This is a genomic window from Roseovarius sp. MMSF_3281, assembly GCF_030733685.1.
Lineage (GTDB): Bacteria > Pseudomonadota > Alphaproteobacteria > Rhodobacterales > Rhodobacteraceae > Roseovarius.
In genome coordinates, this window is the sequence record NZ_JASHIM010000026.1 from 24,808 (window position 1) to 49,331 (window position 24,524).

Genomic DNA, 24,524 nt, shown 5'->3' on the forward strand with positions numbered 1-24,524 from the left:
TGATTTTCAAGATTATCCTCTTTGCGCCTCTCATCGGCGCGATCATTGCCGGCTTTGGCTGGCGCGTCATCGGCGACAAGGGGGCCCAGTGGCTGACCACGGGCCTGTTGTTCCTCTCGGCGCTGCTCAGCTGGATCGTGTTCCTGCAGGGCGCGCATCAGGACGATCCGGTGCATATCCTGACATGGATTCAATCGGGCACGTTGGATACCGCTTGGTCGATCCGGGTGGATCGGTTGACCACCACCATGTTGATCGTGGTGACCACGGTTTCGGCGCTCGTGCACCTTTATTCCATGGGCTACATGGCGCATGACGAGAATTTCGACGATGCGAAGGAAAGTTATCGCCCACGCTTCTTTGCCTACCTGAGCCTTTTCACCTTCGCCATGCTGATGCTGGTGACGGCCGATAACCTTGCCCAGATGTTCTTTGGCTGGGAGGGCGTGGGCCTTGCCTCGTACCTGCTGATCGGGTTTTACTTTCGCAAGCCAAGCGCAAACGCGGCCTCGATCAAGGCCTTCGTGGTCAACCGGGTCGGTGACTTTGGTTTCGCGCTTGGCATCATGGCGCTGTTTTTCCTCACCGACTCGATCCAGTTCGATGAGGTCTTTGCCGCGGCACCGGAACTGGCCGAAACCAACCTGACTTTCCTCTGGACCGAGTGGAACGCGGCCAACCTGATTGCCTTCCTGCTGTTCGTCGGGGCCATGGGTAAATCGGCGCAGCTTTTCCTGCACACGTGGTTGCCGGACGCCATGGAAGGCCCGACGCCAGTGTCGGCCCTGATCCACGCGGCGACCATGGTGACGGCGGGGGTTTTCCTTGTCTGCCGTATGTCGCCGCTAATGGAATACGCGCCCGAGGCCATGGCCTTTGTCACTTTCCTTGGCGCCACCACCGCGTTTTTCGCGGCGACCGTGGGCCTTGTGCAGAACGATATCAAGCGCGTGATCGCTTATTCCACCTGTTCGCAGCTTGGTTACATGTTCGTGGCCGCCGGTGTGGGTGTCTATAGCGTGGCGATGTTCCACCTTCTGACCCACGCCTTCTTCAAGGCAATGTTGTTCCTTGGCGCCGGTTCGGTCATCCATGGGATGCATCACGAGCAGGACATGCGGAACTATGGTGGTCTGCGTAAGAAACTGCCGCTGACTTTCTACGCGATGCTGATTGGCACGCTGGCGATCACCGGTGTCGGTATTCCGCTGACGGGCTGGATCGGTTTCGCCGGTTTTGCCTCGAAGGACGCGGTCATTGAGTCGGCCTTTGTCGGCAGCCAGGGCGGCTATGCCTTCTGGATGCTGGTCATCGCGGCGCTGTTCACCTCGTTCTATAGCTGGCGGTTGATGTTCCTCACCTTCTGGGGCGAGCCGCGCGGCGACAAGCATACCCATGAACACGCCCATGAAAGCCCCAAGGTGATGCTGATCCCGCTTGGCGTTCTGGCCCTGGGGGCGGTGTTTGCCGGTATGGTCTGGTACAACAGCTTCTTCGGGCATACCGACCAAGTGGCCAAGTTCTTCAACATTCCCTACGCCGAGGCCGGTGAGCATGGTGAAAATGCTGCCGCTGACGATCACGGGGAAGGTGGGAATGCCAACGACGACCACGGCGCGGCCGCCGAGCATCACTACGTCTTTGCCGGTGAGCCGGGCGAGGGGGCGATCTTTGTGGGGCCGGACAATCATGTTCTGGACGAGGCGCACGGGGTTCCCAAGTGGGTCAAGCTTTCGCCCTTCGTTGCCATGGTGCTTGGCCTGATCGTGGCCTACTGGTTCTACATCGTGAACCCCAGCCTGCCCAAGCGGCTGGCCGAGAGCCAGCGACCGCTGTACCTGTTCCTGCTCAACAAGTGGTACTTTGACGAGATCTATAACGCGATCTTCGTCAATCCCGCGAAAAAGCTGGGGGCATTCCTGTGGAAGCGCGGTGATGGCAACGTGATCGACGGGTCGATCAACGGGGTGGCCATGGGGATTGTCCCCTTCTTCACCCGTCTCGCGGGCCGGGCGCAATCCGGCTACATCTTCACCTATGCATTTGCCATGGTCATCGGTATCGCGGTGCTTGTCACCTGGATGACCTTCACCGGAGGGGCTGAATAATGGATAACCTTCTTTCCATCGTCACTTTCATCCCCACCTTCGCGGCGGCGATCCTTGCGGTCTTCCTGCGGGGCGAGGATGCAGCGGCACAGCGCAATGCCAAGTGGGTGGCCTTGATCGCCACCTCGGTGACCTTCCTTGTGTCGCTTTTCATCCTGTTCGATTTTGATCCGCAAAACACCGGCTTCCAGTTCGTGGAAGAGCACGAGTGGCTTCTGGGCCTGAAATACAAGATGGGCGTGGACGGGATCAGCATCCTCTTTGTCATGCTGACCACCTTCATGATGCCGATCACGATTGCCGCATCGTGGAACGTGACCGTGCGGGTCAAGGAATACATGATCGCCTTCCTGATCCTTGAAACGCTCATGCTGGGCGTGTTCATGGCGCTTGACCTGGTGCTGTTCTATCTGTTCTTCGAGGCCGGGTTGATCCCGATGTTCCTGATCATCGGTATCTGGGGCGGGAAGGAACGTATCTATGCGTCCTTCAAGTTTTTCCTTTATACCTTCCTCGGGTCGGTTTTGATGCTGGTCGCTATGGTTGCCATGTTTACCGATGCGGGCACGACTGACATTCCCACGTTGATGCGGCACCAGTTCGGCTCGGAAGATTTCAGCGTTCTGGGTATCCACGTTGTCGGCGGTATGCAGACCCTGATGTTCTTGGCTTTCTTTGCCAGCTTCGCGGTGAAGATGCCGATGTGGCCGGTGCACACATGGCTGCCCGATGCGCACGTGCAGGCGCCCACGGCGGGTTCGGTCGTTCTGGCGGCGATCCTGCTCAAGATGGGGGGCTATGGCTTCCTGCGGTTCAGCCTGCCGATGTTCCCGGTGGGGGCCGAGGTGCTGACGCCGCTGGTTCTGTGGATGTCGGCGATTGCCATCGTCTACACCTCGCTGGTCGCACTTGCCCAAGAGGACATGAAAAAGCTGATCGCCTATTCCTCGGTCGCGCACATGGGATACGTCACCATGGGGATTTTCGCGGCCAACCAACAAGGGATCGACGGGGCCATCTTCCAGATGCTCAGCCACGGGTTTATCTCGGGTGCGCTCTTCCTTTGCGTGGGCGTGATCTATGACCGGATGCACACGCGCGAGATCGACGCCTATGGCGGCCTTGTGAACCGGATGCCCGCCTATGCCCTGATCTTCATGCTGTTCACCATGGCCAATGTCGGCTTGCCCGGCACCTCGGGTTTCATCGGGGAGTTCCTGACACTGATCGGGGTGTTCCAGGTGAACACATGGGTGGCACTTGTGGCGACAACCGGCGTGATCCTGTCGGCGGCCTATGCCCTGTGGCTTTATCGCCGGGTGGTTCTGGGCGACCTGATCAAGGAAAGCCTCAAGTCGATTTCCGACATGACCACGCGCGAGCGGGCGATCTTTGCGCCCTTGGTGGTGATGACCCTTCTTTTGGGTGTCTATCCCAGCCTCGTGACCGATATCACCGGTCCCGCGGTCGAAGCCTTGATTTCAAACTATGACACGGCCCTTGCCGAGGCGAACACCGCCACGCAGGTCGCCGATGCGACGCAGTAACGGAGGCCCTGACCAATGCAGGCAGATCTGAATGTTATCCTCCCCGAGATACTGATCTCGGTCTATTCCCTCGCGGCGCTGCTGCTGGTGGCCTATACCGGCAAGGACCGGATGGCCGGGGTGCTGGTCTGGTTGACGGCTGCTTTGCTGACCGCGATGGCACTGTGGATCGGCGCGACCGGCCAAGGGACACGCACCGCCTTTGGCGGCATGTTCAACGATGATGGCTTTGCCCGGTTTGCCAAGGTCACCATCCTGCTGTCTGCTTCCGCCGTTCTGGTGCTGGGGCAGGAGTATATGGCCCGGCGCAAGATCTTGCGCTTCGAATACCCGCTTCTGATCTCCCTGTCGGCGGTCGGTATGATGGTGATGGTCAGCGCCGGGGACCTCATGGCGCTTTACATGGGGTTGGAGTTGCAGTCGCTGGCGCTTTACGTCGTCGCCTCGCTGCGCCGGGACAGCGCCAAGTCGACCGAGGCGGGCCTCAAGTACTTCGTGCTTGGCGCGCTGAGTTCCGGCTTGCTGCTGTACGGGGCCTCGCTGACCTATGGCTATGCCGGTACGACGCTGTTCTCAGGCATCATCGAAGCCGCCGAAGGCCAAGCGCCTGTTGGCCTTCTGCTTGGGCTTGTCTTCGTATTGGCAGGGTTGGCTTTCAAGGTATCGGCCGTGCCGTTCCACATGTGGACACCGGATGTTTACGAAGGTGCGCCCACGCCGATCACCGCGTTTTTCGCCACCGCGCCCAAGGTTGCGGCCATGGGGCTTTTCGCCCGCGTGGTGCATGATGCTTTCGGTGGTGTCGTGGGCGACTGGCAACAGGTCCTTGCGGTCCTCTCGCTGCTGTCGATGTTCCTTGGTGCGGTTGCCGCCATTGGCCAAACCGATATCAAGCGCCTGATGGCCTATTCGTCGATTGCGCATATGGGCTATGCCCTGATGGGCCTTGCCGCGGGCACCGCGCTTGGGGTTGAAGCGATGCTGGTTTACATGGCGATTTACGTGACCATGAACGTCGGCACCTTCGCCTTCATCCTGAGCATGGAACGGGATGGCAAGCCGGTGACGGATATCGCCAGCCTGAACATGTATTCGCGTGCCCATCCGGGCCGGGCGCTTGCCATGCTGCTGCTTTTGTTCAGCCTTGCCGGTGTCCCGCCGCTTCTGGGGTTCTTCGGTAAGCTTTACGTTCTGCGCGCCGCCTACGAGGGCGGGCTGGCATGGCTGGCCGTGGCCGGTGTGGTCGCCTCGGTGATCGGGGCATTCTATTACCTGCGGATCGTCTATTACATGTACTTCGGGGAAGAGCGCGAACCGCTGGAAACCGGCAAATCGCCGGTGCAATGGGGGTTCCTGATGGCTTCGGCGGCGCTTATGCTCCTGGGAATTATCAACATGTTCGGTGTCGACAGCGTGGCCCAAGCCGCGGCGGCGACGCTTGTCAACTGATCTGCTGACACAGTCCACGACAAAGGGTGACGCGCCACTGGCGCGTCGCTTTGGTTCTGGGGGACGGTTCAAAGGGGGTGTGCGATGACGGATTGGCCTGAAGGGTACGGGCGCCGGGTTCTGGCGGAGGTGGACAGCACCAACGCCGAGGCCGCACGCGTGGCCGGTGAGTTGAGCAGCCCCACGTGGATCATGGCCCTCAACCAGACCGCCGCGCGCGGGCGGCGGGGGCGGGGCTGGGCCAATCCGGTGGGAAACTTCGCCGCGACGCTTGTTTTGCACCCCTCCGAGCCACCCGAACAGGCGGCCTTGCGGTCCTTCGTGGCCTCTCTGGCGCTCTATGACGCGGTTGTGGCGGCCACGGGCCGTGCGCAGGGGGTAAGCCTCAAGTGGCCCAACGATGTGCTTTTGAATGGTGGCAAACTGGCGGGTATCTTGCTGGAAAGTGCGGGCCACGGGCCGCGTCTTTCACATTTGGCCATCGGTATCGGGGTGAACCTGCGCAATGCGCCGGATGTGGGCGAGGTCGAAGAAGGCGCCTTGCGCCCTGTCTCACTGTTGTCCGAGACCGGTGCGGATGTCTCGCCCGAGGTGTGCTTGGACCTCGTGGCACAGGCCTATGCCCGGCATGAAACACAATTTACGACCTATGGTTTCGGCCCGATACGCACCGCGTGGCTGGATCGTGCCGCGCGTTTGGGCGAGGTGATCACGGCCCGTACCGCGCGGGTGGAACTGACCGGCACCTTCGAGACGGTGGACGAGGCGGGCAATCTTGTTCTAACAACGCGCGATACACGGCACGCCATTCCGGCGGCCGAGGTGTTCTTCTGAAAAAGGGGCGGCGCATGCTTCTGGCGATTGATTGCGGCAACACGAACACGGTGTTTTCCATTTGGGACGGCAAGGAATTCCTGTGCACCCTGCGCACCTCGACCCACCATGCGCGCACCGCGGATGCCTATTTCACGTGGTTCTCGACGCTGGTCAATCACTACGGGATCAGCCCGGACATCACCGATGTGATTATCTCCTCGACGGTGCCGCGCGTGGTGTTCAACCTGCGCGTCTTTGCCGACCGGTTTTTTGGATGCCGCCCGATGGTCGTGGGCAAGCCCGAATGCCTGTTGCCGCATCCGCCGCGCGTGGACCCGGGCACTCAAGTCGGGCCTGACCGCCTGGTCAATACTGCCGGGGCCTATGATCGGCACGGCGGTGACTTAATCGTTGTGGACTTTGGCACCGCCACCACCTTTGATGTGGTGGCCAGGGACGGGGCCTATCTGGGCGGGGTTATCGCACCCGGCGTAAACCTTAGCCTCGAGGCCCTGCACATGGCCGCCGCCGCCCTGCCGCATGTGGATGTCACCAAGCCGCAAAAAGTTATTGGAACCAATACGGTAGACTGCATGCAGTCGGGCGTGTTCTGGGGCTACGTGGGGCTTGTGAACGGCATCTGTGAGCGTATCCGCGCGGAATATGATCGTCCCATGCGGATCATCGGGACAGGCGGGCTTGCCACGCTATTTGCCCAAGGCGAGATGCTTTTCGATGAGATCGAAGACGACCTGACAATGCACGGCCTGGCCGTGATCCATGAGTACAACAAGAAGGCCGAGGCCCAATGAGCAGCGAACGAATTATCTACATGCCCCTCGGGGGCGCCGGTGAGATCGGCATGAACGCCTATGTTTATGGCTACGGAGAGCCGGGTAAGGAGCGCTTGATCCTCGTTGACCTTGGCGTGACCTTTCCGGACATGGATGGAACCCCCGGTGTCGACCTGATTTTCCCGGATATTCAATGGCTTGCAGAGCGTCGTGACCGTCTGGAGGCGATTTTCATCACCCATGCGCACGAGGATCACGTCGGCGCCGTGGCGCAGTTTCACGAAGAGCTTGGCGCGCCGATCTATGCCCGCGCCTTCACGGCCAATATCGCGCGGCGCAAGATGACCGAGAAGGGCTATACCGAGAAATCGGTGCGCACGGTTTCGGCCTGGCCCGAAGTCACCGAGGTCGGCCCTTTCAAGGTCGGTTTCGTGCCGATTTCTCATTCGATTCCAGAGAGTTCCGGTTTGGTCATCGACACGCCCAAGGGCCGTCTGGTGCATTCGGGCGACTTCAAGATCGACCATGATCCGGTCGTGGGCGAGGCATTTGACGAAGAGCTTTGGGCCTCCTTGGCGGCGCCCGGCGTGAAGGCCCTGATGTGCGATTCCACCAATGTTTTCAATGCACATGCAGGCCGTTCTGAAAGTACCTTGGCGGGCGATATCGAAGGGTTGATCTCAAGTGCCAAGGGCATGGTCGTGACCACCACCTTTGCCAGTAACGTGGCGCGGGTGAAAACGCTGGCCGAGGCGGGCAAACGCGCCGGGCGGTCGATCTGCCTTCTGGGCCGTGCCATGCGCCGGATGATCGAAGCCGCGGTTGAAACCGGGGTTCTCAAGGAGTTCCCGAAAACCATAAGTCCCGAAGATGCAAAGGAAATTCCGCGCGAGAACCTGATGCTGATCGTTACCGGCAGCCAAGGTGAACGGCGCGCGGCCAGTGCGCAATTGGCCCAGGGCAAGTATCAGGGCATCACCATGAAAGAGGGGGACATGTTCCTCTTTTCCTCGAAAACCATCCCGGGAAACGAACGCGGCGTCATCAGAATTATCAATCAATTCAGTGAGATGGGCGTCGATGTCGTGGATGACAGCAGCGGGCTTTACCATGTGTCGGGCCATGCCAACCGGCCGGACCTGGAAAAACTGCATGATCTGGTCAAACCGCATTTCGTGGTGCCCATGCACGGCGAGCACCGGCATCTGCGGGAGCATGTAAAACTCAGTAAAGCCAAGGGCTTACATGGTGTTCTTGCGCCAAATGGCACGATGGTCGACCTGACCGGCGACCGCGCCGAGGTGGCCGAATACGTCGAAACGGGCCGCACCTATCTGGATGGCAGCATCAAGATCGGGGCCTTGGATGGCGTGGTGCGTGACCGTATCAGAATGGCGTTGAACGGGCATGTCATGGTCAATGTGATCCTTGATGAAGACGACGAACCGCTTGGCGAACCTTGGTGTGAAATCAAGGGCTTACCAGAAGAAGGCCGAAGCCGCGCACCGCTTCTGGACGTACTGGAAGAAGACCTGAGCCAATTCATGGGCCGGGCCGGATCCAAGACCTTGTTGGACGACGACAAGCTGGAAGAGGGGCTGCGCAAGGTCACCCGGCAAAGCGCCCAGAACGAGATCGGCAAACGCCCCGAGGTCAGCGTCATCATCAGCCGATTGAGCGCCTGAGTTTTCGTACGAGTCGTACGCTTACCCCCCGTTTTTCGTACGAAATTCGGGGGTGGGCCAAACTGGATCGTACGAGTCGTACGAAACTGGCGGCGTCAGGGGCACCTTACCCCTTCTTCTTTTTCCAAATATCCTGGGGAGTTTGAGGGGCAAGGCCCCTCATCAAAATCAAACCTTTTGCGGCGCAGCCGCGCCTTTTGGAACCGGATCAGCCCGCGCGGCGTTCTTCGAAGCTGAGCGCGATGAAGCTGGGCAGGTGATCGCCCATCCCGACGACGGCCTTGTCGTTGCCGCCCTTGCCGCCACGGCCCCCGCGCGAGCGGGACGAGGGTTTCGACGACCGCTCGGATTTCGCGTCCGACGGTTTGGTGTCGGAGGCCTGCGGCTGATCCTGCTTGGCGCTTTGGTCGTCCTTCGGGGCGTCATCCGCTTTGGCGGATTTCGAGCGGGACGATTTGGAGCGCGAGGGTTTCGGCTTGGCCTCTTCGCTGGCCTCGGCTTTTTCGGGGTTGCCGGGTTTCAGCGGATTCTCGAGGCGCGGAATATCTTTCTGGAGCAGCTTTTCGACGGCATCCAATGTCTTGTCGTCACGTGGCCCGCAAAGGGTGATTGCCTTGCCTTCGCGGCCCGCGCGGCCGGTGCGGCCGATGCGGTGGACGTAGTCTTCGGCATGGCCCGGCACATCGTAGTTGAACACATGGCTGACCGAGGGCACATCGAGGCCGCGGGCGGCCACGTCGGAGGCGACGAGGATTTTCAACTCGCCATTGCGGAAAGCGTCCAGCGTCTTGGTGCGTTGCGATTGGTCCAGATCGCCATGGATGGGCGCGGCATCATAGCCGTATTTCTTGAGCGACTTGGCGCAGATGTCGACATCGCTCTTGCGGTTGCAGAAGATGATGGCGTTGGTGCATTTGTCGCCTTCGCCGTCGATCATCGCGCGCAGCAATTTGCGCTTTTCGCTGTCGGCGCGGTCGCGGCGCGAGGGTTTGAACATCACCACGCCCTGTTCGATGGTCTCGGACGCGGTGGCTTGCCGTGCCACTTCGATGCGTTCGGGCGCTTGCAGGAAGGTGTTGGTGATGCGTTCGATCTCGGGCGCCATGGTGGCCGAGAAGAAGAAGGTCTGCCGGGTGAAGGGAGTGAGCGAGAAGATACGCTCGATATCGGGGATGAACCCCATGTCGAGCATCCGGTCGGCTTCGTCCACCACCATGATCTGCACGCCGGTCAGCAAAAGCTTGCCGCGCTCGAAGTGATCCAGAAGGCGGCCCGGTGTGGCGATCAGGACATCGACGCCCTTGTCGATCAGCTTGTCCTGTTCCTTGAAGCTGACCCCGCCAATCAGCAGCGCCTTGGTCAGCTTGAGGTGTTTGGAATAGGTATCGAAGTTTTCGGCCACCTGTGCGGCCAGTTCCCGCGTCGGGCAGAGCACAAGGCTGCGCGGCATCCGGGCGCGGGCGCGGCCACGGGCCAGAAGCGACAGCATGGGAAGGGTGAAGCTGGCGGTTTTGCCGGTGCCGGTTTGGGCGATTCCCAGAACGTCGCGCCCTTCGAGGGCGGGGGGGATGGCCCCGGCCTGAATCGGGGTCGGCGTTTCATAGCCGGCTTCGGTGATGGCCTTGAGGACCTTGGGGTTCAGGTTCAGATCAGTGAATTTGGTCATGTGTGTCCATGTTTTGCGGACACTACCTTGGCCCGCGCGTCTGGTTCGGGTCGGGCCCGTTTGGCCCCGTGAATCGTCACATTGGTGACCCGAGTGGTCTCGCGTGTAGCGGAAGATGGGGGGCTTGGTCAATCCAAGGCTCCGCACGCGCGACGTTATAGGTCAAGAGATGGGTATTGTTGCGCAAATATCAACAATTCAAGGGGTGTCGGGGAAATGCCGCGCCCTTTTGGCTGCCAGGTCGAGGGTGACGGCGTGCAGGTGGTCGTGTTGGGCGAGGCGGGCGCGCAGGTCGGGCGTTGCGGTGCAGACCTCGGTGTAAAAGGCGCGCAGGGCGTCCTCGCCGCCTTCGGATTCCAGCAGCGTGAAAAGTTGGTTCATGGTCAGGGCCACACCATCGGCCATGGGCGCGGGTTTGAGGCTGTCGCGGTAAGAGCCCTGGGCGAGGCGAAAGCGGTAGTGTTTCAGCCAATGGTCCCAGTCGTGGCCGTGCAGGTGGACGAGGCGGGTGTCGGGCAGCGGGGCGGCGTTATCGTCTTGGTCGCCGTTCTGAAAGGCATTGTGGATACGCAGGGTGATTCCGTCCTGCCCGGTGCGCACGAAGACCTTGCCCGCCACATGGCTGAGAAACCCGCCGTTCAGGTGATCGCCATAGGTGGGATAGATGGCGTTGGTCTGGGCGCGGCGGTGTTTGAGGCGCTCGGCGCAGCCCTTGGCCCAGATTTGCCCCTCGGGCGGGGGGTCGGCGGGGTCCGGCGCCAGCGCCTCGATCGGGCGCACGCGGGCCGAGAGGGTATCGGCGGGCAGCGGGGCCAGTTGGTCGGGCAGGGGGGCGGCCGGCCAGAGAAACTCATCCACGTCGAGATGCACCAGCCAATCCACCTGCGGGTTGCGGTTGTAGCAATGGGTGGCGTTCATCGTCTGGCGGGGTTGGTGCTTGGCGGGGCGGCCTTTGCGTTTGGCGCGGCGTTTCCAATAGCCGTCGTCGCAAAGGATGACGCGGCATTTGGGGTGGCCGATCAGGGCCTCACGCGCCCGTGGCGCGTCGTCGTCGAGGTAGATGTGCACGCGATGCGCGCCCAGATCGAGGTGATGGGCGGCGAAGTTCAGGATATCGGTGCTATCGGCCTTGATCGTGGCGACAAGGCCCCATGTGGGTGTGCTCATGCGTGGCAGAATGCGTTGGGGGCGCGGCGGGCGCAAGGGGCGCGCTTATCAGCCCTTTGGGCTTCTTCGCGCGGCGCGGCAGCGATCAGCCGCGCGCCTTATTCCGCCAGGTAGCGTTGCAGCACGATGGCGGGCATATGGCCGCGCAGCATCATGTCGGGCAGCACGTATGAGGGCGCAAGGTCGAGGTCGAGCGCTTGCGCCAAGTCGGGGTTTTCCGTGATGTCGATCAGGGTCACCCGCAGGTCGTGGGTTTCGGCAAGCTTGCGCAGCTCGGCCTTGGCGCGGGCGCACTCGGGGCAGTCGGGCCGGACCATCAGGGCGATGGTCTGCCTTGCGTCCTTGGGGCCAAAGCCGGGCAGGCCGGGGGCGAAAAGCCGCGCGGCCTTGGCTTCGATCCGGGCCAGATCGTCTTCGATGGCATCGGCGTAGGGGTCGATGGGGGGCGGGGCGATCTTGTCGGTCAGATCGGGCAGGCCGAGCAGAGCCTCGCGGATTTCCGCGTGGAAAACGGCGCGTTCCGTCGGGGTCAGATCGGTGAAATCTGTCCCGGCCCCGGCGGGAGTGGCCAGACTGAAAAGGCCTGCCGCCAGGGGCAGCAGGCCGGTTTGACGTGCCGCGGGCATCAGTCTTCGCGAATCTCGGCGGCGACGCGCTGCATCTCGTCCAGAGGCAGGTAGCCGCGCAGCATTTGGTCGTTCATGACGAACGAAGGCGTGCCCGAGATATTCAGGCGTTGGGCCAGCGCGCGGTTTTCGGCGATGACGGTGTCGACCTCGTCGCTGTCCATATGCGCGGTGATCGCCTCGACATCGAGGCCGAACCCTTGGGCCATGCGGTCAAGCGTGGTCTTGGTGATGTCGCCGGAAAAGGCCATCAGCGCGTCATGCACCTGTTCATAGGCCTCGTCGCCCTGGGTTTGCAGCGTGGCGATGGCAAAACGCGCGGACAGCACGGATTGTTCGCCCAGAATGGGGAATTCCTTGACGATCAGTTTGATGTTGCCGTCAAATTCCAGCAGGTCGTTGACCTCGGGGAAGGCGCGTTTGCAGTAGCCGCATTTGTAATCCATGAACTCGACAAGGGTGATGTCGCCCTTGGGGTTGCCGCCGACCCATGAATGACCGTCGTTAAAGATGGCGTCGGAATTGGATTGGACCATATCCACGTCATTTTGCGCCTGTGCCTCGGCCTGGCGTTGTTCGAGGACGGCCACGGCTTCCATGATCACTTCGGGGTTGTCCAGAAGATAGGCGCGAATCTCGGCGCGGAAGGCCTCGCGCTCGGGTTGGCTCATGTCCTCGAGGTCGAGGGCCTGCGCGGGCAGGGCGGTGAGCGAGGCCATGGCAAGGGCCATGGCGGGCAAAAGGGGGCGGCGTTTCATGCGGGGTTATCTCCGTTTGCGTTGTTTGGCGGCCTGTTGCGCCGCAGATAGCACATCCTGCGCGCGACGCCAGCCGGTCGAGCCACGTGGCAGCATATCGCTGGCGCGTTGGCTGTGCAGGCCGGCGTCTTCCATCCGGCCCTGCATGGCGTAGCGTTCAGCGGTGAGCAACGAGGCCATGCCGCGATTGCCCTGCTTGGCATAGGCCTGTGCCAGATCGCGCATCACGCGGCTGTCGCGGGCATCGCGGGCGCGGGCCTTTTCAAGATACTGGGTGGCTTGCCCGACCTTGCCCTGTGCCAGAAGGGCGCGGCCATAGGCCCCAAGGATCAACGGGTTGTTCGGGTCGAGCTGCGTGGCGCGGCCATAGGCCGAGGCCGCCGCGCCGAAGCGGCGGCTTTCGATCAGGATCTGGCCCTTGAGTTCGTAAAGGAAAGGGTCCTTGGGCCGTGTGGCGATCGCGGCATCAATGGATTTGAGCGCGCGCGACAGGTTGGAGCGGCGGTGGTGGGCCACCGCCTCGCGGATGAGTTTGACATCGCGAAAGCCCGATTCTCCGGCCCGGCGCAATGTCCATTTCGGGCTACGTTGAAAGGCCGAAAGCTTACCCTTGGCGCGGGCGAACCAGTAGTCGTAGGTCTGGCTGTTGCGGGCCTTGTCCGCATAGGCGTCGGCCAGCCGTTTGACGACGCGGAAGCGGTCGGCGCTCATTGGGTGGGTGCGCGCGTAGGGGTCTTGGCGCGCGGCGCTGAGGGCTTCCTGACCACGGAAGATATCCATGACCTTGACCATGCCCTGCGGGTCGATCCCCGCTTGGGCCATGTAGCGCATGCCGGATTGGTCGGCGGCGTTTTCCTCGGCCCTTGTATGGGCGAAGAACAGGCGTTGCGCGGTGGTTTGCGCCCCGAGGGCGGCACCGGCGGCGGCCTCGCCCGAGCCTGCGGCCACGGCGGCGGCTGCGGCAAGTGCCGCCCCGATCCCGGCGGCGGTGCGCGCGTTGCGCAGGTTGATCGGGCGGCGCACGAGGTGGCCATTGGCGATATGGGCGGCCTCATGCGCCAAGACCGCCTGTAGCATCGCGGCATTGTCCATTTTCAGCAAAAGGCCGGAGTGGACGAAGATATGGTTGCGGTCGACCACGAAGGCGTTGAGGTTGCGATCGTCGATCACAAGGATATCCACGCGCGCCGGGCTGAGGCCCGCGGTTTTCAGCACGGGTTCGGCCAATTGCTTGAGCGCATACTCGATATCGGGATCGCGCAGAAGGGTCAGCGCGCGCAGGGGTGCTGCCAGCGTCATCGTAAGCAGGAGCGCGATGGTCAAGAGCCTGATAAGGTGCATTGACGGCAGGGCCTTTTCCGGTTGAAACGGGCGGTAACAGGCGCAGTTTAGGAGCGAAGCGATGCGGAACTCAACCCGAAGCGGCGTTGATCCCTTTATTGTGATGGACGTGATGGAGGCCGCGCGGCGGGCCGAGGCCGAGGGGCGGCATATCATCCATATGGAGGTGGGTCAGCCGGGCACACCTGCGCCGCAGGGGGCGCGGGACGCTTTGGCAAGGGCCATGGACGAGGATGCCATGGGCTATACCGTGGCGCTTGGCCTGCCCGCGCTGCGCACCCGCATCGCCCGGCTTTACGGCGAGTGGTACGACGTTGATCTGAACCCCGATCGGGTGGTGGTGACCCCGGGCAGTTCGGGGGCCTTTATCCTGGCCTTCACGGCGCTTTTCGATACTGGCGACCGGGTGGGCATCGGGGCCCCCGGGTATCCCAGTTACCGCCAGATCCTGAAAGCGCTGGACCTTGTGCCGGTGGATATCGAGACAGCGGCGGAAAACCGCCTTCAGCCGGTGCCGGGCGACCTTGCGGGTCGTGATCTGGCGGGTCTGATGGTGGCCAGCCCGGCGAATCCCAGCGGGACGATGTTGGGTCGCGCGGATATGGCCGCGCTCATGGAGGCCTGCCAGGCCCAGGGGGCCAGTTTCATCAGCGACGAGATTTACCACGGTATCGAGTACGAGGCGAAGGCGGTGACCGCGCTGGAGATCAGCGACGAGGCCTATGTGATCAACTCGTTTTCCAAGTATTTCAGCATGACCGGCTGGCGCGTGGGCTGGATGGTGGTGCCGGACGATCATGTGCGGGTGGTGGAGCGCCTGGCGCAGAACCTGTTCATTTGCCCGCCGCATGCCAGCCAGGTGGCGGCCCTTGCGGCGATGGACTGCGGCGAGGAGTTGGAGGCCAATATGGCCGTCTATCGCGCCAACCGGCAATTGATGCTGGAGGGGCTGCCCAAGGCAGGATTCGACCGGATCGCGCCGCCGGATGGGGCGTTTTACGTTTATGCCGATGTCAGCCACATCACCGACGACAGCCGCGCCTTTGCCGCCGAGATATTGGAGAGGGCGGGCGTTGCGGTGACGCCGGGGTTGGATTTCGACCCTGCACGTGGGGCGGGAACGATCCGGTTTTCCTATGCCCGCAGCACGGCGGATATTGAGGAGGGTTTGGCGCGGCTTGAGCGGTTCATGGCAGAGCGTGGTTAACCCATTGGTTTAACTTCGAAAAATCCTGCACCGCGTCGGTATTGCATCGATATTTTTTCCCGCAGCCCGGCGGGTAAACAGGGCGCGCGGTGCAAAACGTACGGGCGTTTTTTACGTTTTGCATGAGCGGCATGGCCGGTTGTCGTCGCTATGTGTGCCGCGCGTATCGAAAGGGTTATGCAAGCACTGTGTCTGCGCGGTATATCTTGGATGAGATACTGGGCGGGCGTTGGCCTTGGTCGTGCAGAGGCGGGGGAGTGGGATGCGAGTAATTTTGGTTTTGCTGGGCATGGCGGCGGCCCTGCCGGTGGTGGCGCAGGACTTCGCGGTGGATGGTCACCGGATAGATCGCTGCATTGCCATTCAGGACGACCCGATGCTGTGCGTGGGGCGGGAAGCCTATGACTGCATCGAGGCCAATGGTGGCGGGCCGAACATGGTGCTTGCCGCCTGCCATGAGGCCGAGGCGGTGTTTTGGGACGCGGCCCTGAACAGGGCGTATCAACACCTTGTCTATCTGGCGCGCGAGCGCGAGGCGGGGGACGTGGGGTATGAGGCCGGCGCGCTGGTCACCGCGCTGCGGGATATGCAGCGGGCGTGGATGGTTTACCGCGATGCAAGTTGTGACAATGCGCTGGCGCTAGCCAAGCCCTTTGGGTCGGCGGCGGGGCCGGCCTTTGCCGAATGCCAGATGGTGCAAACCGCGCGGCAGTATTTCGTGCTACGCGGGATGCGGCAGGACTATTTGCGTTGAATACTGCGCGCGCAAGGGGGCAAGGCCTTTCGAAAGGCCTTGGGCACGCAAATTCGAATTTGCGTTTTAAAGCGCCTTTGAAGGCGCTTTGTGCAAGGCGTTTCGAAACGCCTTGGCCGGCGGGCCGATAGAATTTGGCGGGGCGCGCCGTCGGGAGACGGCGGGATTTGGATATTTTCGGCCAGAAGACGCGCCGGGGCAGGTGCATTGGGGTTGGCCTTGGTGTATCTTGGCCGCAAAGAAAGAGCCAAAACGGCGGTGAGCAGGATGATCAGGGCAATTGGGGTAATGGTTCTTGGCCTTTGGGCCGGTTTGGCCGGGGCGCAGGAGTTCAGCGGCCTGGCGCGGGTTTTGCCCGAGGCGAGCGGTGTGGAGGATACGCGCCGGGGCCTGACGGTTGACCTGGCCCTGAGCCAAGGGGTGCCGTACCGGGTGTTTACCCTGGATGATCCGGCCCGGTTGGTGATGGATTTCCGCGAGGTGGATTGGCAAGGGGTTTCGCCCGAAGCCTTGGACCGCAGCGAGCGGGCCCTGGCCCTGCGGATGGGCGGGTTCCGGCCCGGATGGTCGCGGATGGTCGTGGATCTGGACGGGCCTTACCGTCCGCAAACCGTGGATTTGCGGGTGACACCGGAAACCGGTGCCGCGGCCTTGGAGGTTGTCTTGCAGGCCAGTGACCCCGAGGCATTCGCCGCCGCCTCCGGCGCGCCGGATATGCCGGGCTGGGCTTTGCCGTCGGCGGGGGTGAAGGCCGAGCGCCGCCCGCGCCAACGTGGCGAAGACCCGTTGACGGTGGTAATTGATCCCGGCCATGGCGGGATCGACCCGGGGGCCGAGGCCGGTGGCCTGGCCGAAAAAGATCTGATGTTGCAGTTTGCCCGCGAGTTGAAAGAGGTGCTTTTGCGCGCGGGCGGCATGGAGGTGGTTCTGACCCGGAACGACGACACCTTCGTGTCGCTGGAGCGGCGGGTGGCGATTGCCCATCAGGTGCAGGCGGATATTTTCCTGTCGCTGCATGCCGATGCGTTAAGCGAGGGGCGGGCGCATGGGGCCACGGTCTATACCCTGTCGGACAGTGCCAGCGATGCGGCCAGTGCGGCCTTGGCCGAGCGGCATAACCGGGCCGATATGCTGGCCGGTGTGGACCTGCGCGGCAGCGATGACGTGGTGGCCGATGTCCTGATGGATCTTGCGCGGATGGAAACCCAGCCGCGCGCCGAGCGTCTGGCCAAAGCGGTGCGCTTGAGCCTTGCGGACTATAACCTGCCGTTGCATTCGCGGCCCCTGCGCCATGCGGGATTCTCGGTGTTGAAAAGCCCCGATATTCCCTCGCTTTTGGTGGAGCTCGGGTTCTTGTCGAGCAAACGGGACCGGGCCAACCTGCGCGATGGCGCGTGGCGCGCGCGGATGGCCGATGCCCTGCGCGATGCGATCGCGGCATGGCGCTTGGCGGATGCGGCGGCGGCCGATCTGGTACGGCAATGAGCGGCCTATGGGACGCGGGCCGGCAGTTGTGTTTTGACGCGGCGACCCCCCGTGCCTATATGAGGGTCAAATCAATGTGGGGGCCGCTTTGCTTCGGGCGATAGGATCATTTTTCGGCACGCTGTTCAGTCTTCTGACACTGGGCGTGATGCTGATCGCGCTGAGCATCGGCGCGGTCTTTCACATCTATGGCAAGGACTTGCCCAGCCATGAAAGCCTTGCCAATTACACGCCCCCCACCATCAGCCGGATTTATTCCGGCGAAGGGCGTATCATCGACGAGTTCAGCCGCGAGCGGCGCTTGTTCACGCCCGCCGCGGATATCCCCGATCTGGTCAAGCAGGCCTTTATCAGTGCCGAGGACAAGAATTTCTATGATCACGGTGGCTATGACGCGCGGGGGATCGCGGCGGCTATTGTCGAGGCGGTACGGTCGCGCGGGCGCAACGTGCGCGGGGCCTCGACCATCACGCAGCAGGTGATGAAGAATTTCCTGCTGTCGGGCGACCGCCGGATCGAGCGCAAGATCAAGGAGATCATCCTTGCCACCCGGATCGAGGAGACCCTGAGCAAGGAAAAGATCCTCGAACTTTACCTCAACGAGATTTTCCTTGGCCAGAATTCCTATGGTGTGACGGCGGCGGCGCAGACCTATTTCAACAAGTCCCTGCGCCAGTTGGCGCCGCACGAGGCGGCAACGCTGGCCTCGATGCCGAAAGCACCCAGCGATTATCACCCGGTGCGCGAGAAAGAGCGGCTGTTGAACCGTCGGAATTTCGTGCTGAAGGAGATGTTCGAGAACGGCTATCTGGATCGGGCCACCTATGAGTCAGAGGTGGCCGCGCCCCTGCGCAGCGTCCAGAACGGCGATTACGAACCGTTCAGCGCCGAGTTGCCGCCGCGCGATTACTTTACCGATGAAATCCGCCGCCAGTTGAGCCGCGATTTCGGCGAGGGCGAGTTTTTCACCGGCGGCCTGAGTGTCCGCGCCACGATTGACCCGGAGATGCAGGAAGAGGCCGCCGTGGCCCTGCGCCGACAGCTGGAACGCTATGACCGGGGCAGGGGCCGTTGGCGCGGGACGGGGATTGTCCTGCCCGAAGAGGCCTTGGCCAGCGAAGAGGCGTGGCGCGAGGCCCTGGGACAGGCCAAGGTGGCGCGCGACATCGAGTTGAACGGCACGTGGTATCCGGCGGTGGTGCTGGACATCGGCGATCAGGAAATGCGTCTGGGCATCGAAGGTGTCGCGCCGGACGAGAACGCGCCGCATGTGGTGCCGCGCAGCGATATCGCGTGGCTGCCCGGCAGTTTCCGGGACGAATTCGAAGTGGGCGAGGTGGTCCATGTTCGCAAGATGACCGAAGACGGCAGCGGCGATTTCATCCGCTGGACCCTGCGGCAGGTGCCCGAGGCGCAAGGCGGTTTCGTGGCGATGGACGTGCAGACCGGCCGGGTTCTGGCGATGCAGGGGGGCTTTTCCTACCAGCATTCGGTTTTCAACCGCGCCACGCAGGCCAAGCGGCAGCCGGGGTCGAGCTTCAAGCCCTTCGTTTACGCGGCGGCTTTGGACAGCGGGTATACCCCTGCGACCATCGTGGTGGATGCGCCGATCGAGATCAATACGCCGCAGGGCTTGTGGCGTCCGCGCAATTCGTCGAACAAGTTCTACGGGCCCACGCCCCTGCGCACGGGGATCGAACGGTCGCGGAACCTGATGACCATTCGCCTGGCCCAGGAGGTGGGCATGGATGTGGTTGCCGATTATGCCGAACGCTTTGGCGTGTATGACAACATGGGGTCGTTCCTTGCCAATTCCCTGGGGTCGGAAGAGACCACGCTTTACAAGGTGGTTTCGGCCTACGCGATGTTCGCGAATGGCGGTGAGCGGGTCGAGCCGACCTTGGTGGACCGGGTCCAGGACCGTTACGGCAAGACCGTCTATTCGCACGACACGCGCGAATGCGCCGATTGCGGCGATCCGACGATTCCGCAAAACCGCGGACCGCGGATCGTGTCGGACCGCGAACAGGTGATGGATGCGATCACCGCCTATCAGCTGACCTCGATGATGAAGGGCGTGGTCGACCGGGGCACCGCATCGCGGGCCATCGACCTGCCGGTGCCGGTGGCGGGTAAGACGGGCACCACCAACGATGCGCGCGACGTGTGGTTCGTGGGCTTCACCAGCACGGTCGCGGCGGGCTGTTACATCGGCTATGACCAGCCGCGCAGCCTTGGGCGCGGGGCCTTTGGCGCCTCGATGTGCGGGCCGGTGTTCCAGGAATTCATGGAAGAGGCCATCAAGAAATACGGTGGCGGCAACTTCCGTGTGCCGCCGGGCGGGCGTTTCATCAAGATCGACCGCTTTACCGGCGCGCGCCTGTCGGACGACGCCAGTGGCGAACACGTGGTGGCCGAGTACTTCCGCGACGGGGAAGAGCCTATCTTTGGCATTACCTTCGATGGTGGCTTTGCCATGGGTGAAAACCTTGATCTGTATCGTTCGGGCGACCCCGAGCAGGTCAAGGAGGTCACCACCTCGACCGGCCAGAAGGCGACGGTGGGCAACAAGGCGAACTTTGGCACGATGAGTTCCGGCGGCCTGTATTGACCCCGAAAAGCCGATGACCGCAGGCCGGGTGACCTTGCCCGGCCCGGCGGCCTGCGTTATCACCCGCATCTGAGCAGACCAAGGACCCCAAGCAATGCGCGCCGAAATTCAGACCCTTGTGACCGAGATCGAGAAATCGCTGGAGCTGTTGCGCCAGCGGATGGGGTGGGAAACGGCCCAGCACCGGCTTGAGGAATTCAACGCCCGGGTGGAAGACCCCAACCTGTGGGACGATCCCGCCAAGGCGCAAAAACTGATGCGCGAGCGTCAAAGCCTTGTGGATGCCTTGGACACCCATGATCGCATCCGTCAGGAACTCGAGGACCAGACGGGCCTGATCGAGCTTGGCGAGATGGAAGAGGACGAGGATGTCGTCGAGGAGGCCGAAGAGGCCATGAGGGCCCTGGCCAAGACCGCCGCCGCCAAGGAGTTGGAGGCGTTGCTGGACGGTGAGGCCGACAGCAACGATACGTTCCTTGAGATCAACGCCGGTGCGGGGGGCACGGAAAGCTGCGACTGGGCCAGCATGTTGGCGCGGATGTATGTGCGTTGGGCCGAAAAGCGCGGCTATACCGTCGAGCTGCAATCGGAAAGCGCGGGCGACGAGGCGGGGATCAAATCCGCCGCCTACAAGATTTCGGGGCATAACGCCTATGGCTGGTTGAAGTCCGAATCGGGCGTGCATCGCTTGGTGCGAATCTCGCCCTTTGACTCGGCGGCCAAGCGGCACACCTCGTTCTGTTCGGTCTGGGTGTACCCGGTGGTGGACGACGATATCGAGATCGAAGTGAACCCGGCGGATATCCGGATTGATACCTATCGGTCCTCGGGGGCGGGCGGCCAGCACGTGAACACCACCGACTCGGCGGTGCGGATCACCCACGCGCCGACGGGGATCGTGGTGACCAGTTCCGAGAAATCCCAGCACCAGAACCGCGATATTGCCATGAAGGCGCTGAAATCGCGGCTGTACCAATTGGAGTTGGACCGCCGCAACGAGGCGATCAACGAGGCGCATGAATCCAAGGGCGACGCGGGCTGGGGCAACCAGATCCGGTCTTATGTCTTGCAGCCCTACCAGATGGTGAAGGACCTGCGCACCGGGGTCGAGACCAGCGACACCAAGGGCGTGTTGGACGGTGATCTGGATCAGTTCATGGCGGCGACACTGGCCATGGATGTTTCGGGCAAATCCCGCGCCGAGGCGCAGGGCGAGGAGTGAGGCCCGTCTTGCAATCGCTCCGGGGGAGCGATTGAGGGCCGAACGGGCGGAGCCCAGCCGTCTCGGAAACGCTCCGGGGGAGCGTTTCAGGCGCGAACGGGCGGAGTTCAAGCTTTCCACAATCGGCCTAAGTTGCCGAAATCTTTGAAAGATTTCGGGCCGTTTTCTTTTGAAGAAAACGGCGGCGGGCGCGGGGCATTGGCCCAAGGCGGCCGAACGCGTGCAACGATTGAGCGGAGCACTGCGTTTCGCGAAAATCTGTGATTCAGGTTTTTCGCGAAACGCTTTAGCTATAGGTCATGCTGATCACCGTTCTATGTATCTACCTTGCCGTTTATTCCTGCGCCCTTTTCGCCGCGCGGCGCGGGAAAGTGGCGGTTTGGGGGTGTTATGCCCTGAGCGTGCTGGGGGTGCCGCCGGTCTTTGGCGGCGTGTTTCACCTGGTTTACCGGCGTGTTGATCCCATCGGGGCCATGGATATCAGCCAAGCGGTGATCGCGATCGGCGTGGCCTTGGCTCTGGTCGCCTATCCGCTGAGCCTGTGGCGGGCGCGCAAGGGGCGTTAAAGCGGTCCGCCTTTAACCCGAGGCATCAGCGGAAGACGGACCTTCGGTCAACACGTCCTGCACCGCGCGGCGGGGGGAAGGGGTCTGATCCATCGCGGCGTGCCCCATCCGCAAAAGGATTTGCGGATAGCCCATTTGCCCGGTCAAGGCCTGCAACCGCGGGCGCAGGTGGATCACCTCGATCGGTTGGTTGAGATAGGAGGCCCCCAGCCCCGCCTTGACCCCCAAGAGCAACAGGTGATGCAGGGCCTGCCCCGTGGCCAGCCAATCGGCGGCTGTATCGCCCTCGGTGCCAAGGACGGCCAGAAGCGGAGAGTGATCGGCCAGATCGGCGTCATGGGCGGCCACCCCGTCGCCGATATCGAAGCGCCGGACCACCATGCGCGCCACCGGCACCGCAAGTCCGGGCAAGGCAAGGCCGTCGCCCGCCCGGCGCGGGTGCATCCATTGCGCCAGTTCCCGCCGCCAGCGTGGATCGGCCCATTGCGCGGCGTCGCCTTCGGCCACCAGTTTCGCGGCGGCCTCGCGGGGGGCGTCCCCTTCAAGCGGGGCAAACCATGTGCCTTCGCGGGCGCTGGCCTCTTGCAGGGTGGTGAGGACATCTTTGTCCATGGGGTCATCGGTGAAGGCTTTGCGCCATGTCTGGCGCAGGTCGATCAGCGAGGCGAGATCGCGCAGCTCTGGCTCGGCCGGGCCGGTGAAGGCCAGATGCGCCAGCCGTTCCTCGCCCGGTCCGTCGGGCAGGGCGGTGACGGCGGCCCCCAGACCTTCGGCGGCGGCGGCCACCCGCAGGCCGAAAAGGGCGCAACCGCAACTGATGGTCAGTTCGCGATCCTCGGGGTCGGTCACGGGCAGGGCGCGGGTGCGGTCGGCCAGAAGGTCGATACCGCTTTCGGTGGGGCGAAACAGCCAGGGCTGGCTGTTGTGGCTTGAAGGCGCGCGAATGGCGCGGGCGATCATGCGGTGCAGTTTGGCGTCATCTGTCATGGCGGGCCTTTCCCGGGGGAATACCGGGCCAAGGCGCGTGGCGCGTTGCACCCGGTGTCTTGTGCGACGTCAATGTCATGAAGTGTCGGGGCGATCCACGGCGACCAGCCCGAGCCGCCGCGCGGCGGCCAGCGACAGGATACCCGAATCCAGCCCCTCGGGCTTTTGATAGGCGCGCACGGCGGCACGTGTGCGGGCGTCCATTTCGCCGGTGATGGACCCACGGTAAAGCCCGCGCACCTTCAGCGCACGTTGAACCGACGCGATGAACTCAGGGGTTTGCGTTCTGGCGCAGGGGGTTTCGAACCATGTCACCCGGCGCTCTTGCACGATGGCCTGCCGGGTTTCGGTTTTATAGATGGCCTGCTCGATAACTGTGCCGTCGTTGCGGACTTCGGCGGGCTGCAACAGCACCTGTTCGGTGACGGTTTCGATCACGGCGGGGGTGACATCCTTGCCCCAACAGGTGCCGGGTTCGGCGCCCGGCGGCGCCTCTTGCAGGGTTTGCACGATCTCGGGCTCATTCGGGCCGGTCAGGGGCAGGCTGTTTTGACAGGCGCTCAGCCCGGCCAGTAGCGGCAGAAGGACAAGGGGCGATTTCATATGCTCGGGCCTCTGGGGGCTGTTTTGCGGCATGTTACCCGGTTTTGCCGCTTTGGGAAAGCGGGGCAGGTGTAATCGTGCCGCCACGCAACAGGCGGGCCGGGCCAATCGCTTTTTGGATAAGAAGAGATCGCCTTTGCCGCGAACAAAGGTGGAACATGTGGCATTTGTCGCAACTGTTTTCCCCAGACGTCGCAAATGGGGCTGGCCTGACCTATATCGCTTGGCTAGGAGTCGTCCGGATTTCAAACAGATCGCCACGTAAGTTAAGGGGAGTGCGCAGCAGATGGCCAAGATCACCTATATCGAGCACAACGGGACGAAACACGAGGTCGAGGTCGCCAATGGCCTGACCGTCATGGAGGGCGCGCGAGACAACAACATTCCCGGAATCGAGGCCGATTGCGGTGGCGCCTGTGCCTGTTCCACCTGCCATGTCTATGTCGATGCGGCCTGGGTGGAAAAGCTCCCGGCCATGGACGACATGGAAGAAGACATGCTGGACTTCGCCTATGAGCCCGATCCCGAACGTTCGCGCCTGACCTGCCAGTTGAAGGTCACCGATGAATTGGACGGTCTTGTCGTGCAGATGCCCGAAAAACAGATCTGATGCGCCCCAAGGCGCGGCGTTTTCCGTTGCGCGAGGGGCGGGCGCCCGCCTGCCGCGCGTGGTTGGCGTTGTGCCTTGGGCTACTGGCGCAGGGGGCCAGCGCCTAGGCCAGTGCCCAGGTCATCACCAAGGCCGGGCATGTCGCGCCCGCCACGCGCTATGCCATGGGGTCTTGGGCGATGCGGTGGAATGGAGCGCGCTGCGCCCCTGGTTTGCCGATGGTCGCCGCCTGGCCATGACATTTCTCGCCCCCTCGGTGTCGAGGATACAGCGCCCCGCTTGGCCGACCTTGACGGCGATGACGCGCCCGAGGTGATCACGGTGGAAACACACCTTACCGAGGTTGCCCCCGAGATCATCACCGCCAATGGCGATTGGTCGTTTATCACGGCAACGCGGCTGATGGGCGGAAAGCTCAAAGCCCGTCCGATAGCGGAATATGCTGGCCGCGACAGTCTGAACGCGGCGCTGACCTGTCCCTGATTTCATCTTTCCCCAAGTACTCCGGGGAGCGCGAGGGGC

21 protein-coding genes are annotated in these 24,524 nt (G+C 62.7%); 14 read left to right on the forward strand and 7 right to left on the reverse strand.

All coding sequences use genetic code 11. The annotated features are described in order from the left end of the window. Window positions 1-2: 2 nt before the first annotated feature. From nuoL to RBB32_RS18830, 6 genes are all read left to right on the forward strand, one after another. Window positions 3-2,108 carry an NADH-quinone oxidoreductase subunit L gene (gene nuoL / locus RBB32_RS18805; protein WP_306154991.1) on the forward strand — a complete coding sequence of 702 codons (2,106 nt, stop codon included), beginning with the start codon at window positions 3-5 and terminating at the stop codon, window positions 2,106-2,108. Then, a complete protein-coding gene (locus RBB32_RS18810; protein ID WP_306154958.1) occupies window positions 2,108-3,655 on the forward strand; it encodes an NADH-quinone oxidoreductase subunit M in 1,548 nt (515 codons plus the stop codon). The genes nuoL and RBB32_RS18810 overlap by 1 nt, the downstream gene beginning before the upstream one ends. A 15-nt stretch (window positions 3,656-3,670) precedes the next feature. Beyond that, window positions 3,671-5,104, forward strand: a complete 1,434-nt coding sequence (gene nuoN / locus RBB32_RS18815; protein WP_306154959.1) for an NADH-quinone oxidoreductase subunit NuoN — start codon at window positions 3,671-3,673, stop codon at window positions 5,102-5,104. An 84-nt stretch (window positions 5,105-5,188) separates the two neighbouring features. Next, window positions 5,189-5,938, forward strand: coding sequence for a biotin--[acetyl-CoA-carboxylase] ligase (locus RBB32_RS18820; protein ID WP_306154960.1), 750 nt, complete (start codon window positions 5,189-5,191; stop codon window positions 5,936-5,938). 14 nt (window positions 5,939-5,952) lie between these two features. Continuing rightward, a complete protein-coding gene (locus RBB32_RS18825; protein ID WP_306154961.1) occupies window positions 5,953-6,732 on the forward strand; it encodes a type III pantothenate kinase in 780 nt (259 codons plus the stop codon). Then, the gene (locus RBB32_RS18830) at window positions 6,729-8,399 is read left to right on the forward strand and encodes a ribonuclease J (RefSeq protein WP_306154962.1); all 1,671 of its coding nucleotides are present in this window, start codon (window positions 6,729-6,731) and stop codon (window positions 8,397-8,399) included. Before RBB32_RS18825 ends, RBB32_RS18830 begins: the two co-directional genes overlap by 4 nt. Before the next feature lie 208 nt (window positions 8,400-8,607). Here RBB32_RS18830 and RBB32_RS18835 read toward each other — a convergent pair whose 3' ends face one another. From RBB32_RS18835 to RBB32_RS18855, 5 genes are all read right to left on the reverse strand, one after another. Then, window positions 8,608-10,065 (reverse strand): DEAD/DEAH box helicase, encoded by a 1,458-nt coding sequence (locus tag RBB32_RS18835; protein ID WP_306154963.1) that lies wholly within the window; start codon window positions 10,063-10,065, stop codon window positions 8,608-8,610. 198 nt (window positions 10,066-10,263) lie between these two features. Continuing rightward, the gene (locus RBB32_RS18840; protein ID WP_306154964.1) at window positions 10,264-11,232 is read right to left on the reverse strand and encodes a glycosyltransferase family 2 protein; all 969 of its coding nucleotides are present in this window, start codon (window positions 11,230-11,232) and stop codon (window positions 10,264-10,266) included. 98 nt (window positions 11,233-11,330) lie between these two features. Beyond that, the gene (locus tag RBB32_RS18845; RefSeq protein WP_306154965.1) at window positions 11,331-11,858 is read right to left on the reverse strand and encodes a glutaredoxin family protein; all 528 of its coding nucleotides are present in this window, start codon (window positions 11,856-11,858) and stop codon (window positions 11,331-11,333) included. Continuing rightward, entirely contained in the window at window positions 11,858-12,616 is a 759-nt protein-coding gene (locus RBB32_RS18850; protein WP_306154966.1) for a DsbA family protein, read from the reverse strand. Before RBB32_RS18850 ends, RBB32_RS18845 begins: the two co-directional genes overlap by 1 nt. Window positions 12,617-12,622: 6 nt before the next feature. Beyond that, window positions 12,623-13,957, reverse strand: a complete 1,335-nt coding sequence (locus RBB32_RS18855; RefSeq protein ID WP_371931084.1) for a M48 family metalloprotease — start codon at window positions 13,955-13,957, stop codon at window positions 12,623-12,625. A 61-nt stretch (window positions 13,958-14,018) separates the two neighbouring features. On the opposite strand from RBB32_RS18855, the gene RBB32_RS18860 reads away from it, so the two are divergent. From RBB32_RS18860 to RBB32_RS18885, 6 genes are all read left to right on the forward strand, one after another. Beyond that, on the forward strand, window positions 14,019-15,164 hold the full coding sequence (locus tag RBB32_RS18860) for a pyridoxal phosphate-dependent aminotransferase (protein ID WP_306154968.1): 1,146 nt from the start codon (window positions 14,019-14,021) through the stop codon (window positions 15,162-15,164). A gap of 262 nt (window positions 15,165-15,426) precedes the next feature. After that, entirely contained in the window at window positions 15,427-15,918 is a 492-nt protein-coding gene (locus RBB32_RS18865; protein WP_306154969.1) for a lysozyme inhibitor LprI family protein, read from the forward strand. Between the two features lie 267 nt (window positions 15,919-16,185). After that, window positions 16,186-17,403: an N-acetylmuramoyl-L-alanine amidase gene (locus RBB32_RS18870; RefSeq protein ID WP_306154971.1), complete on the forward strand. Its 1,218-nt coding sequence runs from the start codon at window positions 16,186-16,188 to the stop codon at window positions 17,401-17,403. Window positions 17,404-17,491: 88 nt separating this feature from the next. After that, window positions 17,492-20,014, forward strand: a complete 2,523-nt coding sequence (locus RBB32_RS18875; protein ID WP_306154973.1) for a penicillin-binding protein 1A — start codon at window positions 17,492-17,494, stop codon at window positions 20,012-20,014. Between the two features lie 94 nt (window positions 20,015-20,108). Then, entirely contained in the window at window positions 20,109-21,236 is a 1,128-nt protein-coding gene (prfB, locus tag RBB32_RS18880) for a peptide chain release factor 2 (RefSeq protein ID WP_306154975.1), read from the forward strand. Between the two features lie 299 nt (window positions 21,237-21,535). Then, window positions 21,536-21,802, forward strand: a complete 267-nt coding sequence (locus tag RBB32_RS18885; RefSeq protein ID WP_306154978.1) for a hypothetical protein — start codon at window positions 21,536-21,538, stop codon at window positions 21,800-21,802. A gap of 12 nt (window positions 21,803-21,814) precedes the next feature. Here the strand turns inward: RBB32_RS18885 and RBB32_RS18890 are convergent, their stop codons facing one another. Together RBB32_RS18890 and RBB32_RS18895 are read right to left on the reverse strand one after the other, a co-directional pair. After that, entirely contained in the window at window positions 21,815-22,789 is a 975-nt protein-coding gene (locus RBB32_RS18890; protein WP_306154979.1) for a hypothetical protein, read from the reverse strand. Window positions 22,790-22,864: 75 nt separating this feature from the next. Beyond that, window positions 22,865-23,425: a peptidoglycan-binding protein gene (locus tag RBB32_RS18895; RefSeq protein ID WP_306154982.1), complete on the reverse strand. Its 561-nt coding sequence runs from the start codon at window positions 23,423-23,425 to the stop codon at window positions 22,865-22,867. Between the two features lie 253 nt (window positions 23,426-23,678). Here RBB32_RS18895 and RBB32_RS18900 point away from each other — a divergent pair, with 253 nt between their 5' ends. Both RBB32_RS18900 and RBB32_RS18905 read left to right on the forward strand, forming a co-directional pair. Further along, window positions 23,679-24,002 carry a 2Fe-2S iron-sulfur cluster-binding protein gene (locus RBB32_RS18900; RefSeq protein WP_306154984.1) on the forward strand — a complete coding sequence of 108 codons (324 nt, stop codon included), beginning with the start codon at window positions 23,679-23,681 and terminating at the stop codon, window positions 24,000-24,002. Window positions 24,003-24,281: 279 nt separating this feature from the next. Next, window positions 24,282-24,485: a hypothetical protein gene (locus RBB32_RS18905; protein WP_306154986.1), complete on the forward strand. Its 204-nt coding sequence runs from the start codon at window positions 24,282-24,284 to the stop codon at window positions 24,483-24,485. Window positions 24,486-24,524: the final 39 nt, after the last annotated feature.

Bases quoted from the DNA above. Each gene is read 5' to 3' on its own strand.
- RBB32_RS18825 (WP_306154961.1), top strand. From the start codon at position 5,953: ATGCTTCTGGCGATTGATTGCGGCAACACGAACACGGTGTTTTCCATT.
- RBB32_RS18865 (WP_306154969.1), top strand. From the start codon at position 15,427: ATGCGAGTAATTTTGGTTTTGCTGGGCATGGCGGCGGCCCTGCCGGTG.
- prfB (WP_306154975.1), top strand. From the start codon at position 20,109: ATGCGCGCCGAAATTCAGACCCTTGTGACCGAGATCGAGAAATCGCTG.
- RBB32_RS18885 (WP_306154978.1), top strand. From the start codon at position 21,536: ATGCTGATCACCGTTCTATGTATCTACCTTGCCGTTTATTCCTGCGCC.
- RBB32_RS18835 (WP_306154963.1), bottom strand. From the start codon at position 10,065: ATGACCAAATTCACTGATCTGAACCTGAACCCCAAGGTCCTCAAGGCC.
- RBB32_RS18840 (WP_306154964.1), bottom strand. From the start codon at position 11,232: ATGAGCACACCCACATGGGGCCTTGTCGCCACGATCAAGGCCGATAGC.
- RBB32_RS18870 (WP_306154971.1), top strand. From the start codon at position 16,186: ATGATCAGGGCAATTGGGGTAATGGTTCTTGGCCTTTGGGCCGGTTTG.
- RBB32_RS18820 (WP_306154960.1), top strand. From the start codon at position 5,189: ATGACGGATTGGCCTGAAGGGTACGGGCGCCGGGTTCTGGCGGAGGTG.
- RBB32_RS18890 (WP_306154979.1), bottom strand. From the start codon at position 22,789: ATGACAGATGACGCCAAACTGCACCGCATGATCGCCCGCGCCATTCGC.
- RBB32_RS18900 (WP_306154984.1), top strand. From the start codon at position 23,679: ATGGCCAAGATCACCTATATCGAGCACAACGGGACGAAACACGAGGTC.
- RBB32_RS18895 (WP_306154982.1), bottom strand. From the start codon at position 23,425: ATGCCGCAAAACAGCCCCCAGAGGCCCGAGCATATGAAATCGCCCCTT.
- RBB32_RS18845 (WP_306154965.1), bottom strand. From the start codon at position 11,858: ATGCCCGCGGCACGTCAAACCGGCCTGCTGCCCCTGGCGGCAGGCCTT.
- RBB32_RS18855 (WP_371931084.1), bottom strand. From the start codon at position 13,957: ATGCACCTTATCAGGCTCTTGACCATCGCGCTCCTGCTTACGATGACG.
- nuoN (WP_306154959.1), top strand. From the start codon at position 3,671: ATGCAGGCAGATCTGAATGTTATCCTCCCCGAGATACTGATCTCGGTC.
- RBB32_RS18860 (WP_306154968.1), top strand. From the start codon at position 14,019: ATGCGGAACTCAACCCGAAGCGGCGTTGATCCCTTTATTGTGATGGAC.
- RBB32_RS18830 (WP_306154962.1), top strand. From the start codon at position 6,729: ATGAGCAGCGAACGAATTATCTACATGCCCCTCGGGGGCGCCGGTGAG.
- RBB32_RS18850 (WP_306154966.1), bottom strand. From the start codon at position 12,616: ATGAAACGCCGCCCCCTTTTGCCCGCCATGGCCCTTGCCATGGCCTCG.
- RBB32_RS18810 (WP_306154958.1), top strand. From the start codon at position 2,108: ATGGATAACCTTCTTTCCATCGTCACTTTCATCCCCACCTTCGCGGCG.